This is a genomic window from Pseudomonas chlororaphis subsp. aurantiaca (genome assembly GCF_013466605.1).
GTDB classification, from domain to species: domain Bacteria; phylum Pseudomonadota; class Gammaproteobacteria; order Pseudomonadales; family Pseudomonadaceae; genus Aquipseudomonas; species Aquipseudomonas chlororaphis_I.
Genome location: NZ_CP059162.1, coordinates 1,324,019 through 1,342,524, shown reverse-complemented (window position 1 = coordinate 1,342,524; position 18,506 = coordinate 1,324,019). Strand labels below are relative to the sequence as shown.

Annotated in this window: 20 protein-coding genes and 1 pseudogene; 3 read left to right on the top strand and 18 right to left on the bottom strand. The window is 60.3% G+C overall.

Annotation, left to right across the window (positions count from 1 at the left end; translation table 11 throughout):
- Nucleotides 1-10: 10 nt before the first annotated feature.
- Entirely contained in the window at nt 11-958 is a 948-nt protein-coding gene (locus tag H0I86_RS05985) for a gp53-like domain-containing protein (RefSeq protein ID WP_180924369.1), read from the bottom strand.
- Between the two features lie 73 nt (nt 959-1,031).
- On the opposite strand from H0I86_RS05985, the gene H0I86_RS05980 reads away from it, so the two are divergent.
- A protein-coding gene (locus H0I86_RS05980; RefSeq protein WP_373369362.1) for an IS3 family transposase occupies nt 1,032-2,251 on the top strand; the annotation gives its coding sequence in 2 pieces (ribosomal slippage) (nt 1,032-1,377 and nt 1,377-2,251; 1,221 coding nt in all).
- A 36-nt stretch (nt 2,252-2,287) separates the two neighbouring features.
- Here H0I86_RS05980 and H0I86_RS05975 read toward each other — a convergent pair.
- The 11 genes and pseudogenes from H0I86_RS05975 to H0I86_RS05925 form a co-directional block, all read right to left on the bottom strand.
- Nucleotides 2,288-2,881, bottom strand: a pseudogene (locus H0I86_RS05975) (phage tail protein); the annotation flags it as partial.
- Nucleotides 2,882-3,517, bottom strand: a complete 636-nt coding sequence (locus H0I86_RS05970; protein ID WP_038630731.1) for a phage tail protein I — start codon at nt 3,515-3,517, stop codon at nt 2,882-2,884.
- A complete protein-coding gene (locus H0I86_RS05965; protein WP_180924368.1) occupies nt 3,514-4,509 on the bottom strand; it encodes a baseplate J/gp47 family protein in 996 nt (331 codons plus the stop codon). The genes H0I86_RS05970 and H0I86_RS05965 overlap by 4 nt, the downstream gene beginning before the upstream one ends.
- A complete protein-coding gene (locus H0I86_RS05960; RefSeq protein WP_180924367.1) occupies nt 4,506-4,838 on the bottom strand; it encodes a phage baseplate protein in 333 nt (110 codons plus the stop codon). The genes H0I86_RS05965 and H0I86_RS05960 overlap by 4 nt, the downstream gene beginning before the upstream one ends.
- 13 nt (nt 4,839-4,851) lie before the next feature.
- Entirely contained in the window at nt 4,852-5,460 is a 609-nt protein-coding gene (locus H0I86_RS05955; protein WP_180924366.1) for a phage baseplate assembly protein V, read from the bottom strand.
- Between the two features lie 3 nt (nt 5,461-5,463).
- Nucleotides 5,464-5,988, bottom strand: coding sequence for a hypothetical protein (locus H0I86_RS05950; RefSeq protein ID WP_180924365.1), 525 nt, complete (start codon nt 5,986-5,988; stop codon nt 5,464-5,466).
- Nucleotides 5,989-6,201: 213 nt separating this feature from the next.
- Nucleotides 6,202-6,966 carry an N-acetylmuramoyl-L-alanine amidase gene (locus H0I86_RS05945; protein WP_180924364.1) on the bottom strand — a complete coding sequence of 255 codons (765 nt, stop codon included), beginning with the start codon at nt 6,964-6,966 and terminating at the stop codon, nt 6,202-6,204.
- Nucleotides 6,967-7,132: 166 nt separating this feature from the next.
- Nucleotides 7,133-7,480 (bottom strand): phage holin family protein, encoded by a 348-nt coding sequence (locus H0I86_RS05940; RefSeq protein WP_009047293.1) that lies wholly within the window; start codon nt 7,478-7,480, stop codon nt 7,133-7,135.
- Nucleotides 7,481-7,582: 102 nt separating this feature from the next.
- The gene (locus H0I86_RS05935; protein ID WP_180924363.1) at nt 7,583-8,164 is read right to left on the bottom strand and encodes a DUF642 domain-containing protein; all 582 of its coding nucleotides are present in this window, start codon (nt 8,162-8,164) and stop codon (nt 7,583-7,585) included.
- An 8-nt stretch (nt 8,165-8,172) separates the two neighbouring features.
- Nucleotides 8,173-8,361, bottom strand: coding sequence for a Com family DNA-binding transcriptional regulator (locus tag H0I86_RS05930; RefSeq protein ID WP_180925793.1), 189 nt, complete (start codon nt 8,359-8,361; stop codon nt 8,173-8,175).
- Between the two features lie 543 nt (nt 8,362-8,904).
- Nucleotides 8,905-9,639, bottom strand: a complete 735-nt coding sequence (locus H0I86_RS05925; RefSeq protein WP_164485924.1) for a LexA family transcriptional regulator — start codon at nt 9,637-9,639, stop codon at nt 8,905-8,907.
- Nucleotides 9,640-9,826: 187 nt separating this feature from the next.
- Between H0I86_RS05925 and mutS the strand changes: the two genes are divergently transcribed.
- A complete protein-coding gene (mutS, locus tag H0I86_RS05920) occupies nt 9,827-12,406 on the top strand; it encodes a DNA mismatch repair protein MutS (protein ID WP_180924362.1) in 2,580 nt (859 codons plus the stop codon).
- Nucleotides 12,407-12,548: 142 nt separating this feature from the next.
- Nucleotides 12,549-12,872: a ferredoxin FdxA gene (fdxA, locus tag H0I86_RS05915; RefSeq protein ID WP_007924025.1), complete on the top strand. Its 324-nt coding sequence runs from the start codon at nt 12,549-12,551 to the stop codon at nt 12,870-12,872.
- 501 nt (nt 12,873-13,373) lie between these two features.
- Here fdxA and rpoS read toward each other — a convergent pair.
- From rpoS to ispF, 6 genes are all read right to left on the bottom strand, one after another.
- Nucleotides 13,374-14,378: an RNA polymerase sigma factor RpoS gene (rpoS, locus tag H0I86_RS05910; protein WP_007924026.1), complete on the bottom strand. Its 1,005-nt coding sequence runs from the start codon at nt 14,376-14,378 to the stop codon at nt 13,374-13,376.
- Between the two features lie 106 nt (nt 14,379-14,484).
- Nucleotides 14,485-15,318 (bottom strand): peptidoglycan DD-metalloendopeptidase family protein, encoded by an 834-nt coding sequence (locus tag H0I86_RS05905; RefSeq protein ID WP_180924361.1) that lies wholly within the window; start codon nt 15,316-15,318, stop codon nt 14,485-14,487.
- Nucleotides 15,319-15,527: 209 nt separating this feature from the next.
- Nucleotides 15,528-16,163 (bottom strand): protein-L-isoaspartate(D-aspartate) O-methyltransferase, encoded by a 636-nt coding sequence (locus H0I86_RS05900; protein WP_172667005.1) that lies wholly within the window; start codon nt 16,161-16,163, stop codon nt 15,528-15,530.
- A 41-nt stretch (nt 16,164-16,204) separates the two neighbouring features.
- Nucleotides 16,205-16,954: a 5'/3'-nucleotidase SurE gene (gene surE, locus H0I86_RS05895; RefSeq protein ID WP_009047229.1), complete on the bottom strand. Its 750-nt coding sequence runs from the start codon at nt 16,952-16,954 to the stop codon at nt 16,205-16,207.
- Nucleotides 16,942-18,000, bottom strand: coding sequence for a tRNA pseudouridine(13) synthase TruD (truD, locus tag H0I86_RS05890; protein ID WP_081362552.1), 1,059 nt, complete (start codon nt 17,998-18,000; stop codon nt 16,942-16,944). Before truD ends, surE begins: the two co-directional genes overlap by 13 nt.
- Nucleotides 17,997-18,470: a 2-C-methyl-D-erythritol 2,4-cyclodiphosphate synthase gene (ispF, locus tag H0I86_RS05885; protein WP_180924360.1), complete on the bottom strand. Its 474-nt coding sequence runs from the start codon at nt 18,468-18,470 to the stop codon at nt 17,997-17,999. Before ispF ends, truD begins: the two co-directional genes overlap by 4 nt.
- Nucleotides 18,471-18,506: the final 36 nt, after the last annotated feature.

The following is an 18,506-nucleotide window of genomic DNA, read 5'->3' as shown; positions in this document are numbered from 1 at the left end:
AAATGGCTCCCTACTTGCCTTTCGCAGTCCAGAATATCGAATTGATATCCCCCGTTGGACCGGCAGTATCAACAAAGGTGAATCCCGTTGCCGGCATCTGATTGATCACGATCGTTCCGGCAGTAATGACTCCATCCAGTCGCTGGGTCGTGATTGAAAGCACACCATTGGGAAATGCTATCGGGTACACCACCGAAACGTTTCCCCCAGTGTTGTACGAAGGAATCAGTCCCCATTGCTCGATCAGTCCGCTAGGGTCTTTTTTGTAACCATTAGCCCCTGTTAGCGACGCTTGAAACATCGGCGAATACTTCAGCGCAGTATCCCCCGAGTCCAAACTCCAACCGGGCCCCAGCAACAGGCGCCGGAAAACCGCAAAATTGCCTGGTTGAAGCACAACGCTAGTCAAGTTGGTTGTGTTCACAGCCCCAATGGTTTCCCCGGATCGGGTTTTAACTGTCAATCCCGCAGTGGTTGTCAGATGAACCAAGCCACCAGGCGGAACGCTGTTCCAGTCAGGAAGCGTTGCCGTCAAGCCGGGCGCAGTAAAGATCGATAGTTTCCCGACGTCGGCAATGGTCAACTGGGTGTTGACATCATAGTTCGTCTGACCGGCATAACTGCCAAGTGCGCGCTGAACAAATTTAGTCGTTGCCAGAACATCATCGTTACTAAAAATGTTAGCTGTTGGCGCTGTCGGGCTGCCGGCGAACACCGGTGAATTGAGTGGTGCAAAACCGAAGGTGATGTTTTGAAACACCAAAGCGGTAGTGCCGAGTAATACAGGGCTATCGGTCACTAGCTGCCAGATCGTGTCAGCTTGAGTTGTGCCTTGTTCAACGGATACGTTAAGGCCAGAGGTTACTTTCAAGTTTGAGTCAGCATCTTTTGCGCGAACCCAAACATCATTCGCAACAACATACAGCCCATTGTCTTTTGATAACGTCTGGTTCTTCACCAATGAACGAGCCCCATGAAAGACAGGACACTGTTTCCCCCTTACGATAAGGGATAGGCAAACGGTTATGTTTATGACTAACAGCAACGATAAGAGTGGGGAGCTTTTGGGCCAGGAGCGGCGGCGCCGCTGGAGCCCAGAGCAAAAGCTGGCCATGGTTCGCGAGAGCCTTGAGCCAGGACAAAGTGTGTCGGTCGTCGCTCGGCGCAACGGCATCAATGCCAATCAGCTGTTCTTGTGGCGCAAGCTGTATCAGGACGGCAGCCTGTCGGCGGTCAGTGCTGGCGAAGCCGTGGTGCCTGCCTCCGAGCTGAGCGATGCGCTCAAGCAGATCCGTGAACTGCAACGGATGCTGGGCAAGAAAACGATGGAAGCCGAAATCCTCAAAGAGGCCGTGGAGATCGCCCGGTCGCGAAAATGGATTGCGCACTCACCCTTGTTGCCGGGGGACGACCAGTGAAGCTGGTCAGCGAATGTCTCGGTGTGGCGCGCTCGCAATTAACGGTTCGAATCAAGCAATCGGTATCGCCCAAAGTACGGCGAAGTAGGCCTGTGGACGATGCTGCGCTGGTGGTCGAAATCCAGCAACAGGTCAGCGAGCTTCCCAGCTATGGCTACCGTCGTGTCTGGGGATTGCTGCGTCGCGCCCGTGAAACCCAGTCGCTGCCGGCGATCAACGTGAAACGAGTTTACCGGGTCATGCGTGATCACAACTTGCTGTTGGAACGTCGACTCAAACAGCCCGGCGTGCCGCGTCGGCACGAAGGCCGTATTGCGGTGAAAACCAGCGATACGCGTTGGTGCTCGGACGGCTTTGAGTTCCGCTGCGAGGACGGGGCCAAACTGAGCGTGACCTTCGCCCTGGACTGCTGTGATCGCGAGGCCATCGGCTGGGTCGCGAGCCCGACCGGGTACAGCGGCGATGATATCCGCGACTTGATGCTGGAAAGCGTGGAGAAGCGCTTTGGTGATCAACTGCCCGTCACGCCGGTGCAATGGCTAAGCGACAACGGCTCGGCGTACACCGCCGAACAGACACGCCTGTTTGCTCGACAGATCGGCTTGCAGCCGGTGACCACCCCGGTGCGCAGCCCGCAGAGCAACGGCATGGCCGAGAGCTTCGTGAAGACGATCAAGCGTGACTACGTGGCGCACATGCCCAAGCCGGATCGAGAAACGGCGTTGCGTAACTTGGCAATTGCCTTCGAGCATTACAACGAGCAGCATCCGCACAGCGCCTTGAATTACCGTTCACCGAGGGAGTTCAGGCGCTTGGCGCCAGCATCAATTTAACGGGGAGTTGGTGTCCGGTTTTGTAGGGGCAAGTCCAACCAACACCCTGTCCCCCGCAACGACCGCAACACCATCAATAGTTTGTGACGCCTTCAACGCAATATTGCCTGTAGTAGCTACCCGTACAGACTGCTTGGCATCAAGCTTGGCGAGTTCATCCGCCACGTACCCGGCTACCCAGGCACGAGTGGCCTTGACCACCGTATCGTCGATCAGCAAGGTCACCAGCGACGCATTGCTGGTCTCGAAAATCGAGCGGATATAGAACTCTTTCCCCGACCCCGAAGTCGCCAACACCGGCTTGAACGACTCCGGATACTTGACGATGGCGTAGAGAATACCTGTGTCGGTCCACAGCCCTGCTTCACGCACATACCAGCCGCCGACCTCCGGCGGGATGGTCACTTCGGCCAGCAGCCAGCTGGGGTTTTTCTCGTCCTGGAACAGGGCGTTCAACGGGCCGCGCCAGACTTCGCGCTTGAGGACAGTATCGGTCGCCGCCGGGTTGTAAACCGCGCCACCGCCGTCACCGACGGAAATCTGCGACAGCTTGATCGGTACGCCTGCTGCCTTGCAGGCAGTTTCGTAGGCGATCCCCGCATTCGTGAGCAGGGTGTAATAGTCGGCCATTTAGGACCCCTGAGGATAAATAGTGGATGTTTCGACGCTGTACAGCCCGGCGGCCATGAAGGCCTGGCCCGAGGCTTCGAGCCCCTCGACGACGATCGGGTAGATGGTGGTCAACTCGCCGCAGACGGTCGCCGCCGCGATGGAGTGGGAACCGAATGCGCTCAGGCCCACGGATACCGTCAAGATGTCGCGTTCGCTTTTGGCATCCGCCAGGCGCCGATCGAGGCGCGCGTCGATCTCTTCGCTGTAAGGCCGCTCGGTGAAGGCCCTGACCGAAAAGCTGTAGGGCGCCCCAGGCGGGGTCTGCTCATACCAGGCGCGAACCTCGGGCATCAATTGCAAACCCTTGGCGGCATTTTCCAGCGCCTTTCGTGTGCCGGCCTGACGCGCGGTGGGCCAAGCCAGCTCGACCGTCAAACGCTTTTCGGCCTCGGGCGCTTCGGAGCGCCACTCGCCGACACCCCGATCAGCCGCGAGATAAGGCAAGAATTCCACCGGTGTTTCGGCGGGGCTCATCAGCTCCGGAAACGGCGGCGCGATGCGTTCGAGCAAGCGGGCAAAACCGAGGTCGAGCGCTCGCTCCAGAGGCGAGCTGTTGACCGGCAGGAGACTCGGGTGAACGGCTTCGTCCTTCATAGCGTGAGCACCTCAACCTCGACATCCGTGCAGTACGGCGCCTGGAAGGCCGTCGTGACGATCGGCGCCAAGGGTTCGAGAATTTCCAGCTGCACCGCGCCCGCGGCATGCAGGGTGTAATCGATCCAGCTCGGATCCACCCGCCCTTCCAGGCGATGGCAGCTGTCCGCGTAAGCCTGGAGTTGCCGCTGCGTGGCGACCTGGGTCAGTCCGGAATCGGGGCCCGGGTTGATCTTGGCCACCACGCGGATCTTGTAGGGCTTGATCTGTGCCGCCTGCACCGTCACCCGGTCCGTTTCCGGCTTCACGTCCGGTCGGGCAAAGTGTCGGCGCACGCCTTCGAGGAGGTCTTCGGACGGCGTGCCGTCGCCTTCCCGTGAGAGCACGGTGACCTGCACTTCGCCCGGCGCGGTACGGCGTCCGTTGCCATCCTTGACCTGAGCGGCGAAACCGTCCGGGTCGAAGGTGTAGGTGACGGTCACCACGCCCGCATCGGTGGAGTCCACCTTCACCCTCGGCCGCTCACCGAGGGTGAACACCTCGCGGCGATACTGCATTCGCGAACCCGCCGCCGGCGCATGGGGCGCCAGGTAATAGCGCAGGCGCGCATCTTGGTCGCTTTCGTAGACCGCGGGGACCGGCGGAAAGGCCGCCGGATCGCCTGGGTCGAGCAACTGTCGCTCCAGGCCCATGTCCGCCAGGCGTGCATCGAGATTGCTGCCGGTGGCCCACCAGGCCAGCATCTGCTTGATGCGGGCGTTGTACTTGCGCTCATGGGTCTGCAGGCGCAGGCAGAAGGCCTCCAGCGCCAGAGTCAGCAGCTCGCTTTCGTTGGCCAGGCTGGCCTGCAGCTTCTGTGCATGGGCGGGGGAACGCTGGGCCACGTAGTCGACGACGAAGGCCTTGAACTCGACGAGCAGCGGCTCGAATTCTTCGACTGTGACAATGGCCGGCTCGGCCAACTGGTGTTCACCGGGTATCAGCATGCTCATGTCACGACCTCGAACGTCTGTTGGCGGTTTTTCCAGCTGCCGGCGAAACGCAACAGCAGCCCGGCGCCGCGCCGGCTGGCGACTATGACCTGCGGCTCGAAATCGCCAATGCCGTTCTGCTCGTTGTAGAACGCCTGCGCGGCATGGCTCTGGGCGAGGATCAGCAGGTCGTCGCCGAGGTTCTGGCCCAGCAGGTCGGGAATCAGCGAACCGTACAAAGGGCGCTTCTGCCGCGTACCCAACGGCGTGGTCAGGGCGCGGGTCGCGCGCTGCACGAACTGCAGCCAGTCATCGACCGCGGCGCCGGTGTTTCTATCGACTCCAATCATGGAAAGCCTCTTATCAAGGGCTGATAACGCGGCCCTGGTGTTCCACCAGGGGGCCGCTGAAGTGGATGCCGGCGCTGTCGAGCAAGATGCCCACCGCGCCCAACTGCAGCTCAATCGCCTCGGGCCTCATCGCCAGCCGGGCGGGACCGATGCTCAACTCGACCGCCTCGCGGGAGGCGGTGAGCGCGGTCGGGCCGTTGCTCCAGTTCAAGACATGGCCGGCGTCGTCATAACTGCTTTGGGTGCCATCGGCGTATTGGCGGCGGGTCAGCGCGGCCAGGGTCGACACCGGTGGAAAGCGGTCGCAGTTGAGGCCGAACAGCGCCACCGACTGGGCCCCGCCGTCGCCGCCACCGTAGTTGAGCAGCAGGCACTGCTCGCCCACGGAAGGAATGCGCGATTCGCTTTGCGCGCCGGCGCTGGGGTTGAAGAACCTGATCGCCGGCGTCAGCAGCTCTCCGTGGCTGACCCGGCAGGTGTTGCTGGCCGCATCGACCGCCTGGCACACGCCAATACGGCAATGGTTTTCCGCCCGCCGGTGCAAGTCATCGAGTTCGGTTTCCATTTCGGCCAGTCGCTCGATGATCGGGCCCAGCTGCATGCGCAGCAGCTCGTCAAACATGGCTCAACCCTCAAGTGCTTGGTATTGGTCGGGGTCGTCGATGTTCGAGACTTCCCAGGTACGGGCGAACTTCGGTATGCCGGTCGGGTCGTCCAGCAATGGTTGCCCGAGGTACAGCGTCTGGGTGAACGACAGCGTCCAGGCGGCGTATTGCTGCTCGCCGCGGATCAGGGTCGAGGGCAGGCCCTCGAGGCTCATCGGCAGGTCGCACTGCGCTGCCGGGAGGCCCCAACGGTTATCCATGGCCAGATCCTTCAGCACGCTCGCCAGATCGCAGGCCTCGAACCCGGAACGCTCGGCCCCCACAGCCGCCACAACTTGCAGCGAGATCGTCAGGACATGGGCGATACGCCCTTCCTGGCTGCGCATGCCCGGGGCATCGCGCTCGATCGCCATCAGCACCCAGGCCTGGTCGAGCAGACCATCGAACTCCTGGTGACTGCCAACCTTGAGGCCAAGGCCCGCCCCTCGCAGAGTCTCGGCAATGGCAAAAAACAGCTGCGACGGCTTGTCGATGACGGCGGGCATAGGGGGCTTCCTGTTCGGATATCAGGGTTGAGATTGCGCTGGGGTGCTGCGGATGTGGTGCGAGTTGGAGGGGCGGTGAACGTCGGTTTGAGCAGGGCTCTGGCTCGCCAGATCGGTGCGCGAGATCGCGAAGGGTTGGGTGATGCAACGGATGACTCACGAGACTTCGCTGAGGTCCGGCATCACCTTCGATGGAGTCCCGGTCGGGTCGAATCAGGCGTACTTCTCGTTCAGCGCATAAAGGATCGCGCAGGTTTCCACATCCAGTTTCCCGGCGTAGTTCTTCGGCCTGAAGTGCATCTGGAAGGCCCGCACCAGCGACTGGAAGAAGTCATCCGTTGCCTGGGCCGGCACGCCATAGCCGTAGGTGGCGAAGGCCTTGAGCGCTTCGGCGCGCTCAGGCAGACCCGCGACACGGAATTGCCGGACGTATTTCTTCTTGGTCGGCTCGTCGTACCAGGCGCCGATACCGGCCTTGTAGAGTTCTTTCCAGGGCAGTTTGGGGCCCGGATCGGATTTGCGGCCCACCGCGATATCGGAGTGGCCCACCACGTTTTTCGGCGACATGTCCGGATAACGCTGGAGAATATTCAGGGCCAGTTGCTTGAGCGCCTCGACCTGGGAGCGTTCGTAATCCGGGAAAGTGAAGACGCCATTGACATCGGTGGCCTCGTTGACGATCTCGATGCCGATGGAAGTATCGTTCAAGCCGCTGCGACCGGCCCAGTCACTGACTCCGGCATGCCAGGCGCGGTCTTCTTCGGCCACCAGGTTGAAGATTCGTTGTTCCTGGAAACCCGCGGCCTGATACGTCGGATCCTGTACCGCCGGGATCAGGTAATGGGCGCTCGCCGCACCGGTGGTCAACGCCTTGACCGACGCCTCGAAGTTCAGGGCCGTGTAATGCAGCACCAGGAACCGCACCCGCTTGTTGTAGGGCGCGAGGGTGCGATAGCTGTTGTAGTCGATTGGAATCATGGTTTGCCTCTGTTTGAAACGGATGGATGGACGGCGCTGGGCCGTACCTGGCGCCTCCCTGCCGGGAGGGCCGATTGAGCTCGTTCAATACGAGTACGCGTCCTGCGTCAGGCGGGTATCACGGCAGCGTCGACTCAATGAGTCGACGATCTGTTTTGGTCGTTATTCAGGAGTCCGAGCGGGGATCCTTGGGCGGCACTTCGCACACACCCAGCCGCTTGGCCGCCCAGCGCTCGTAGAGCCCGATGGCCACGTCGGCGCCCGCCATGGCGGTCAGGCAACCGAAGGCGCCAGCGGTCCAGATCGATACGCCGGCGGCGTACAGCAGCATGATGGTCGAGACCCCGCAGATCACGCAGGCCCCGGAGCGCAGTGCCAGGCGCCGCAGCAGCAACCAGCCGCGGGCGCCCTCCTTGTCGGCGCGCCACATTTCGCCGGACACCCCGCCCACCAGGGCGAGGACGATGACAAGCCAGATCGGCATGTCCAGCAACGCTTGTTGCTCGTTTGTCATGTCACGCCTCCTGGGAGCGTTGATGAGTGCAGGGATTGAGGGCAAGACAGCACCGAGTCACCGGCGCTGTCTTCAACCCCGGAAAAGTCCGCTGAACGGGAGTTACAGACGTTCAACAATGACGTTGTCGATAAAGGCAAAGTTGGCGTACGGATTCTGTTCGTTGGAGAACGCCAGAGTCGTTTGCGTGGTAGTGGCGGTGAAGTCGTAGGTCAGGGTGCTCCACTCGATCGCAACGCCTTTGGCGGTCGGCGTATTGAAAGTGGCGGTTTGGCCAGCCACTTTGACCTGTACCACCCCGTCGCCCGAACGACCGGCGAACTTCGAGTTACCGGCGCTGAACGTCAGTCGGTACTTGGCGCCAACGACAGTGGCAAAGTTCTGTTGAATGCCCCCGCCGTTGCCATAGATATAGTTCGCCAGGTCAACAATCACCAGACCGTCCGCGGCTACGGAGCCGCCAATCGAAGCCGGCACGTTGAAGTACTCGGCACCGGACAGGAATGTCGTCCAGCCGGTAATGAAGTTGGTTTTTGCCGGGGTATCCAGAATACAGCTACCACTGCAACCGGGCTGTTCAAAGCTGCCGTTGACCAGCAGGTTGGCCGCAACGGCATTGGCTGCGGAGCCCAGCAGCACAACGGCGGCCAGAATGGGAGCGACATATTTTTTCAAGACTTTCATGTGTTCACCTATGGCTGTGATGGATTGGGTCGGGCCGCCGAAGCAGCATTCATGTCGCTCACAGGCGATCGCTCGGGGCTCGCGGCCCTCACATGATTCAGCGTTCCGCATCGGGAACATTTGATCTGGAGCTCTGCATACTCGCCGATCCGGGCGAGCAGTCTCTTGCAATGTCCACATCGACAATCTTTCAACATCTGCAATGCCTTGTGATGTTCATCGGATCCTTCCTTTTGCATTGGCCATCCAGGGATGAAGCCTGATATGCCTATGCGCTTCAGGTAGGCATTCCAAAAAGCCCGGCAATCCGCCGGGCTTTTCAGAATGCGATCCTTCGCCTTCCTTTCATCCTGTGAACAAAAAGGAAGCTGACTTTTCGGCGCTACTGGCGCGGTACGAGTCTATTCAAATTGTTTTTCCGACCGCGGTCCCTGCCCGCCGGATAACTGTTCACGGTGCTTTACGCTGCACACCCGGGTCAGTTGCCAACCCTCTGAACCGTCGAGGCCGGTTCATCGCTGCCTTTGCTTTTGCCACTAAAGAGCAGTGTCGCTCACCGCTGTCGGGCGGCTTGGAACGAATAATATGCATTGATGCATATACAGTCAATGCACAAATGCATTTATTTATGCAGGTCAAATGCACCTACGCATGAACACCGCATAAATAAAGGCGTGGAGGGTTTTCCGCGGGCACAAAAAAGCCCGCTCGATGGCGGGCTTTGGCGTTATGGGCTGTGGTTAACGGGCGTACATGCCCCACCAGAAGACGTGACCGAGGATGACGATCTGCTCTTCCTGCATTTCCTGGAAGCTGTAGTCCTCATCCGGGTGTTCGTCGCGGTTGAAGCTGCGCAGGCGAATGCCGGAAGGCAGACGATAGAGCTGCTTCACTCGCAGCTGGCCGTTGTGGTTGATGGCATACAGGTCGCCGTCGATGATGTCGCCGATACCGCATTTGCCGGCATTGACCCCCACCGTGGCACCGTCGCGCAGCACCGGCAACATGCTGTTGCCGCGTACCGTCACGCATTTGGCCTGGTCGAACTGCACGCCATTGTGTCGCAGGCTGCGCTTGCCGAAGCGCAGACTGGAGCGCTCGCTTTCCTCGATGACGAATCTTCCTGATCCCGCAGCCAATTCAACCTCGCGAAGAAAGGGGACCGACACCTCGTCGTCATCGACGGGGGTATCGTCGTCCCACAGACTTATGTCCTTGAGTTCCGAATGCGGATCGGCCGGCCGGGCAGAGGCGACCGCCGCGCGCCCGCGCAGTTGATCAGTGCTCACCTGGAAGTACTCGGCGATCCGCGAGATGTGTTTGTCCGAAGGATCGACAATCTTGCCGCTGAGGATCCGCGAAAGGGTGGATTGAGGCACGCCGGTACGCCGATGGAGTTCCGTGGGGGAAATGCCATCGCGATCGAGTAGCTCTCTTAAGACGGTAGATACGTTGCGCTTTTGCATAACGCGCATATTGCGGGTTATTTTCGCCGATGACAAATGCTAAAATGCATATTTATGCATAAAACACCCAAAATCCGTCTGGGTTCATCCCTGCGAAGGTCGGACCGCCCATGGTAACCTTGCGCCCATCGCGAAAAAGCCGGGCCCATGCCCTTTGCTTTTGCCCACCCTTTCAACGAATCAACCTGACGACCCGATGAATAAAGCGCTCACCGATCTGTCCTCCCACACGCCGATGATGCAGCAGTACTGGCGCCTCAAGAACCAGCACCCCGACCAGCTGATGTTCTATCGCATGGGCGACTTCTACGAAATCTTCTATGAAGACGCAAAGAAGGCCGCCAAGTTGCTGGACATCACCCTGACCGCGCGCGGGCAGTCGGCTGGCCAGGCGATTCCGATGTGCGGGATTCCTTATCACGCCGCCGAAGGTTACCTGGCCAAACTGGTGAAGCTTGGCGAGTCGGTGGTGATCTGTGAACAGGTCGGCGACCCGGCCACCAGCAAGGGCCCGGTGGAGCGCCAGGTGGTGCGGATCATCACCCCGGGGACCGTCAGCGACGAGGCCCTGCTCGACGAGCGCCGGGACAACCTGATCGCGGCGGTGCTGGGCGACGAGCGTCTGTTCGGCCTTGCGGTGCTGGACATCACCAGCGGCAATTTCACGGTCCTGGAAATCAAGGGCTGGGAAAACCTGCTGGCCGAGCTGGAACGCATCAACCCGGTGGAACTGTTGATTCCGGACGACTGGCCGCAAGGCCTGCCGGCGGAAAAACGCCGTGGCGTGCGCCGTCGCGCGCCCTGGGACTTCGAACGCGACTCGGCCCACAAGAGCCTGTGCCAGCAGTTCTCCACCCAGGACCTCAAGGGCTTCGGCTGCGAGAATCTGACCCTGGCCATCGGCGCCGCGGGCTGCCTGCTGAGCTATGCCAAGGAAACCCAGCGCACCGCCCTGCCCCACCTGCGCAGCCTGCGTCACGAACGCCTGGACGACACCGTGGTGCTCGACGGCGCCAGCCGGCGCAACCTGGAGCTGGACACCAACCTCGCCGGCGGTCGCGACAACACCCTGCAATCGGTGGTCGACCGTTGCCAGACGGCCATGGGCAGCCGCTTGCTGACCCGCTGGCTGAACCGCCCACTGCGCGACTTGAAAGTCCTGCAGGCGCGGCAGACCTCGATCGGCTGCCTGCTGGACGGTTACCGTTTCGAAAGGCTGCAACCGCAGCTCAAGGAGATCGGCGACATCGAGCGGATCCTCGCCCGTATTGGCCTGCGCAACGCCCGTCCCCGCGACCTGGCGCGCCTGCGCGATGCCCTGGCGGCGCTGCCGGAACTGCAAGTGGCGATGACCGAGCTCGAAGCCGAGCACCTGAGCCAACTGGCCGTGACCACCAACACCTACCCGGAACTGGCGGCGCTGCTGGAAAAAGCCATCATCGACAACCCGCCAGCGGTGATCCGCGATGGTGGCGTACTGAAGACCGGCTACGACTCCGAGCTGGACGAGCTGCAATCGCTGAGCGAAAACGCCGGCCAATTCCTTATCGACCTGGAAGCCCGGGAGAAGGCCCGCACCGGCCTGGCCAACCTGAAAGTCGGCTATAACCGGATTCACGGCTACTTCATCGAATTGCCGAGCAAACAGGCGGAACAGGCCCCCGCGGACTACATCCGCCGCCAGACCCTCAAAGGCGCAGAACGCTTCATCACTCCGGAGCTCAAGGCTTTCGAAGATAAGGCGCTGTCCGCCAAGAGCCGCGCGCTGGCTCGCGAAAAGATGCTCTACGAAGCCCTGCTGGAAACCCTGATCGGTCACCTGCCGCCGCTGCAGGACACCGCCGCGGCGCTGGCCGAGCTGGACGTGCTGAGCAACCTGGCCGAGCGAGCGCTGAATCTCGACCTCAATTGCCCGCGCTTCGTCAGCGAGCCGTGCATGCGCATCACCCAGGGTCGTCACCCGGTGGTCGAGCAGGTCCTGACCACGCCGTTCGTGGCCAACGACCTGAGCCTCGACGATCAAACCCGGATGTTGGTGATCACCGGCCCGAACATGGGTGGTAAATCCACTTATATGCGGCAAACCGCGCTGATCGTGCTGCTGGCCCATATCGGCAGCTTCGTGCCGGCGGCGAGCTGCGAGCTGTCGCTGGTGGACCGCATCTTTACCCGGATCGGTTCCAGCGATGACCTGGCCGGCGGTCGTTCCACCTTCATGGTGGAAATGAGCGAAACCGCCAACATTCTGCATAACGCCACCGAGCGCAGCCTGGTGCTGATGGACGAAGTGGGTCGCGGCACCAGTACCTTCGATGGTCTGTCCCTGGCCTGGGCTGCGGCAGAACGTCTCGCCCAGCTGCGGGCGTACACCCTGTTCGCCACCCACTACTTCGAGCTCACCGTCCTGCCGGAAAGCGAACCTCTGGTCGCCAACGTGCACCTCAACGCCACCGAGCACAACGAACGCATCGTGTTCCTGCACCACGTGCTGCCAGGCCCTGCCAGCCAGAGCTATGGCCTGGCCGTGGCCCAGTTAGCGGGGGTTCCGAGCGATGTGATCGTCCGCGCCCGCGAGCACCTGAGTCGCCTGGAGACCACCAGCCTGCCCCATGAAGCGCCGTCTCTGGTACCGGGCAAGCCCTCGGTCCCGCAGCAAAGCGACATGTTCGCCAGCCTGCCGCACCCAGTCCTCGATGACCTGGCCAAGCTCGATCTGGACGACATGACCCCGCGCAAGGCACTGGAAATGCTCTATACATTGAAGACACGCATCTAACGCTGATGCTTTCAAGCTGTTAGAATCTCGCGCGGTTTGGGATGCTGCGGACTATTAGCCTGGTCCGCAGACTATCGCTCCCGAACCTGGCGACCCCGTCCTGAAGGGGCTCCGCTGCCGCCGCCTGAGGAGAGAATTAGAAATGACCTTCGTCGTCACCGACAACTGCATCAAGTGCAAGTACACCGACTGCGTAGAAGTCTGTCCGGTGGACTGCTTTTACGAAGGCCCGAACTTCCTGGTGATTCACCCGGATGAGTGCATTGACTGCGCGCTGTGCGAGCCTGAATGCCCCGCTGTAGCGATCTTCTCCGAGGACGAAGTTCCGGAAGAGATGCAGGAATTCATTCAGTTGAACGTTGAGCTGGCCGAAATCTGGCCCAATATCACTGAAAAGAAAGATTCCCTGCCCGATGCCGAAGAGTGGGATGGCGTCAAAGGCAAGATCAAAGACCTCGAACGCTGATTACCTCGCGTTCCCCAAAAAGGCCCCTTGCAGGCCTTTTTGCTATTCCGGATTCACTTTTACGCAGGCAAAAAAAAGGGGCGGTATGACCCGCCCACCTTTTTTCCCTAGTCCCTGTGTTCCTTTTCATCGTCCTGATGAATCGCATCCTGCGATGTCCTGACCATCATCCTTGATGGCTGTGTCTATCCGTCGACACAGGGCTGATATTAGAGATTTTCCATGACAGAGCAATGGCACTGACAGCTAGAAAAAGTGTCGAACGCCATTCTAGACATCAAAATAAGCTCTTATTAATCAACAGGATAACTAAAATCCTCAGGTCAAACAGACAACTTTCATACCGTATAAAAACCGAACACTTACGAAAGAGTAAGCCTTTACTTACATGCTCTTTCAGCTATTGAACGCGCGCCTGACTATTTCATCTGACTCCTATCGATCTCCCAATAAAAAGCCCCGAACCTGTCGGGGCTTTTCACGGCAGGGTTGCTCGTGCCGTTATTGGAACAGCGACTCGCTGGAGAGGCCGTTCTTCTCGAGGATCTCACGCAAACGCTTGAGACCTTCGACCTGGATCTGGCGTACCCGCTCTCGGGTAAGCCCGATCTCCAGGCCCACATCTTCCAGGGTGCTGCTCTCGTGACCGCGCAAGCCGAAGCGGCGAACGACCACTTCACGTTGCTTGTCGGTCAATTCGGAAAGCCATTGATCGATGCTTTGCGACAGGTCGTCATCCTGCAACAGCTCGCACGGATCGGTCGGACGATCGTCGGTGAGGGTGTCCAGCAGGGTTTTATCCGAATCCGGACCCAGCGAGACGTCGACTGAAGAAACCCGCTCGTTCAAGCCCAGCATGCGCTTGACCTCACCTACCGGTTTCTCCAGCAGGTTGGCGATTTCTTCAGGGGAGGGTTCATGGTCGAGTTTCTGTGTCAGCTCCCGTGCTGCCCGCAGGTAGACGTTGAGCTCTTTGACCACATGAATCGGCAGCCGGATAGTCCGGGTCTGGTTCATGATTGCCCGTTCGATGGTTTGACGGATCCACCAGGTGGCATAGGTCGAGAAGCGGAAACCGCGCTCCGGATCGAACTTCTCCACCGCCCGGATCAAACCGAGGTTGCCCTCTTCGATCAGGTCCAGCAGCGAAAGCCCACGATTGACATAACGCCGGGCGATTTTCACCACCAGACGCAGGTTGCTTTCAATCATGCGCTTGCGCCCGGCCGGATCGCCACTTTGCGACAGACGCGCAAAATGAACTTCTTCTTCCGGAGAGAGCAATGGAGAAAAGCCGATTTCATTGAGATACAACTGCGTCGCGTCGAGCGCTCGTGTGTAATCAATGTACTTGTGTTGTTTCAATGAAGCGGAGTGTTTGGATTTGGCACGAACTGAAGGTACAGCAGATCCCTCATTCGACATCGAATCAGTGGCGATATCCGTCTCCATAAGGAGAACTTCATCGTCGATGTCAAACTCCGGCACTTCTTTACTGAGAGCCATTGTTATAGTCCTTTGGTGAGTTCGACCTCAGGCTCAAGCGACGCCTTTATCCTTGGCAACGCTGGAACCTGTTCCCTCTACGTGACGGAACAGGCTTGGTAACGGATCAACGACGTGGCAGGAATTGCAGCGGATCTACAGGTTTACCTTGTCGGCGAATCTCAAAGTGCAGTTTCACCCGGTCTGTACCAGTTGATCCCATTTCGGCAATTGTCTGTCCGACTTTGACCTGCTGCCCCTCCCGAACCAACAGCCTACGGCTGTGGCCGTAAGCACTGACGTAGGTATCGCTGTGTTTGATGATGACCAGTTCGCCGTAGCCCCTTAAGCCACTCCCGGCGTAAACCACCGTCCCATCAGACGCAGCTAAAACAGGCTGTCCCAAATCCCCGGCGATATCAATGCCTTTATTCAAACTACCGTTTGAAGAGAATTTTCCAATCAGAATACCGTTCGCAGGCCAGCCCCAGCCCTTTGGCGCGGGGCCTGCAGGCGGTAATGGAGCCGGCGAGGGCTGGCTCGCAATCGTTGGCGCGGCCCCTGCCGGACGACGAATTACCGTGGTTTTACTTGAAGAAGATGCACTGGAAGCCGACTTTGTAACCACTGCTGTCGGTGCCGAACCCGAGCGACCGTCGAAGCGGATGGTCTGCCCCGGGTGAATGGTGTACGGCTCGGCGATATTGTTGCGCGCGGCCAGGGCCTTGTAGTCCCAGCCATAGCGGAAGGCGATCGAGAACAGGGTATCGCCGCGACGAACCGTGTATTGCCCCGTGGTCACCGTCGGACGCTGCGGTACCGCACTGGTGCGATCGACGACCCGGGCGCTGCTCGACTTATTGCTCGAACACCCGACCAACAGAGAACTCAAGACAAGGCCAATCACCAGTCGCTGAAAGCTTGTTGTACCCATACGCTGCGCAATGACTGTGAGACTCACCCGCCGCTCCCTTTGTGGTGGTTGAAGATAAATAGTGCCTGGCTCAGGCATGAAATGTCGCAAGTATAACCGGCCACCCGCGCTTTACTCCCGGCAAAGCGAAATCGGCAGGCACAGGCATATCGATCAGGGTTCAAGGTTACTTAACCGATTGATCAAGCTGTAAGACCAAGCCGATCAAACAGAATTCACCCGCTCCGAACAAATGCTCAGGCCAACGGCCCGTTGAGCAAGGGAACGAAGCGAACCGCGCCGAGAACCTGCCGCGAAAACCCCTGCTCTTCACGAATGACCAGCATCAGTTGCTGTACTTCGCCGGAGCCGACCGGAATCACCATCCGCCCACCCGGTGCCAATTGGTCCAGCAGGGCCTGAGGGATGTCGGTGGCGACCGCCGTCACGATAATCCCGTTGTACGGCGCCAGCGCCGGCCAGCCTTCCCAGCCGTCGCCCCAGCGGAATACCACGTTGCGCAGGTTCAGCTCGACCAGGCGTTCCTTGGCCCGATCCTGCAATACCTTGATGCGCTCGACCGAGAACACCCGCTCCACCAGTTGCGACAATACCGCCGTCTGGTAACCCGAGCCGGTGCCGATCTCCAGCACCTTGTCCAATGGACCGGCCGCCAGCAGCAACTCGCTCATGCGCGCCACCATATAAGGCTGCGAGATCGTCTGGTTGTGCCCGATCGGCAAGGCCGTGTCTTCATAGGCGCGATGCGCCAGGGCCTCGTCGACGAACAGATGCCGCGGCGTACGCCGAATGACTTCCAGCACCTGGGTGTTGGACAGGCCTTCATCGTAAAGACGCTGGATCAAGCGTTCGCGGGTACGCTGGGAAGTCATCCCGATACCCCGACGCAACAAATCGTCCTGTTCGCGAGCCATCAGCGCAGCCCCTCCAGCCAGCCATCAAGACTTCTGAAAGCATCATTGAAGGTGCGGTCGAGCTGCAACGGCGTGACCGAGACATAGCCCTGCATGATGGCGTGGAAGTCCGTACCCGGGCCGCCGTCCTCGGCGTCCCCCGCCGCGGCGATCCAATAACCGGCCTTGCCGCGCGGGTCGACCGTCTTCATCGGCGCCGCCGCACGGGCGCGATGCCCCAGACGGGTCAGCTGAATGCCGCGAATATGATCGAGGGGTAGATTGGGAATGTTCACGTTCAGCACGGTACGTGGTGGCAGATCCAACTGCCCATGGGCCTCGACCAGTTTGCGGGCGAAATAGGCAGCCGTCGGCAGATTATCCACCTGACGCGAGACAAACGAAAAGGCAAACGCCGGAAGCCCCAGAAAACGCCCTTCCAGGGCCGCGGCGACGGTGCCGGAATACAGCACGTCGTCACCCAGGTTCGCCCCGAGGTTGATTCCGGACACCACCATGTCCGGATCGCGCTCCAGCAGCCCGTTGAGGCCCAGGTGCACGCAGTCGGTGGGGGTGCCATTGATACTGATGAAACCGTTACTCAAGGTGTGCGGGTGCAACGGCCGGTCGAGCGTCAGCGAGCTGCTGGCGCCACTTTTGTCCTGGTCCGGGGCGATCACCACACACTCGGCGTAATCCGCCAGCGCAGCATGAAGCGCGGCGAGACCGGGTGCTGTTACACCATCGTCGTTAGAAATCAGAATACGCATGGGCTGTCCGTCTGCCCCACCGGCACCAGATCGACGAGTTCACGCACCAATACGGTGGCGAAGCATCCGGCCGGCAGGACGAATTCCAGTTGCAGAATGTCAGGCTCGGGATAATGCCACGTCAACCCGCCAATGGGCAGCCGCAGGATGCGACGTTCGTGGCTCATTCCGGCTTTAATCAACCAATCGCGCAGATCCGCTTCGTCGCCAGCCACCTGCTGTTCCAGCAGATGGGTCGCTCCCGCAGCAGGCGATTCGCCCTCGCCCCACTGCGGGCCGGTCGGGTGCAAGTCGAGGATGGCCAGGCGCGGATCGCTGCATTCAGCTTCGCCGGCCGGGAAAAAACTGCGGCTATCGGTGAAGGCCAGCAGGTCGCCGACCTGGGCCCGCTGCCAGCTGCCATCGGCCACTCGCGCCGCCAGCACCCGGTTGAACAGGTAACTGCGCGCGGTGGAAAGCAGTCGCGAACGCACGTTGCGCTGTTCCGGCAAGGCCTTGCGGGCGGCCCAATCGCGGGCATCGACCAGGTTGCCGCCGTTATGGCCAAAACGCTGGGCGCCGAAATAATTGGGGATGCCGTGTTTGGCGATCGATTGCAGGCGCTCTTCGATTCCCGCCTTGTCTGCCTTCAATTCGGTCAGGCGCAGGGTAAAGCCGTTGGCCGCATGGGCGCCGCGTTGCAGCTTGCGCTTGTGGCGGGTCAGCTTGAGGATCTTCAGGGTGTCGTTTTCAGCCGCCGACAGATCGGGGTCGGCCTTGCCAGGCAGTTGGATGCTGAACCACTGCCGGGTCAGCGCCTGGCGATCCTTCAAGCCGGCATAGCTGACGGTGCGCAACGGCACGCCCGCGGCCTTGGCAATCCGCCGCGCCGCTTCTTCGGTGTTCAGGCCGCGCTTTTCCACCCACAACCACAGGTGTTCGCCTTCGCCGGTCAGGGGAATGTCCAGGACTTCGTCGACCTGGAAGTCTTCGGCGGTGGCCTTCAGTACCGCGCTGCCCAGGGCTTCGCCATAGGCCCGCGGGCCCAACAGTTGCAGTTCATTCATGCGCGCAGCAACAAGGCAACGGAATGTACGGCGATGCCTTCTTCGCGCCCGACGAAGCCGAGCTTTTCGGTGGTGGTGGCCTTGACGTTCACTTGATCCAGCTCGACTTGCAGATCCGCGGCGATCAGCGCGCGCATCGTTTCAATATGGGGGGCCATCTTCGGCGTCTGGGCCACGATGGTGTTATCGACGTTGCCGACCTTCCAGCCCTTGGCATGGATCAGTGCGACGACATGACGCAACAGCGCACGGCTGTCGGCGCCCTTGAACTGCGGATCGGTGTCCGGAAAATGCTTGCCGATGTCGCCCAGCGCGGCCGCACCCAGCAAGGCATCGCTCAGAGCGTGCAACAGCACGTCGCCGTCGGAGTGGGCGAGCAGCCCGAAGCTGTGCGCAATCCGCACGCCGCCCAGAGTGATGAAATCGCCTTCAGCGAAACGGTGCACATCGTAGCCGTGGCCAATACGCATAAAAAAACGCCCTGATTGAGTCAGGGCGTGATTCTA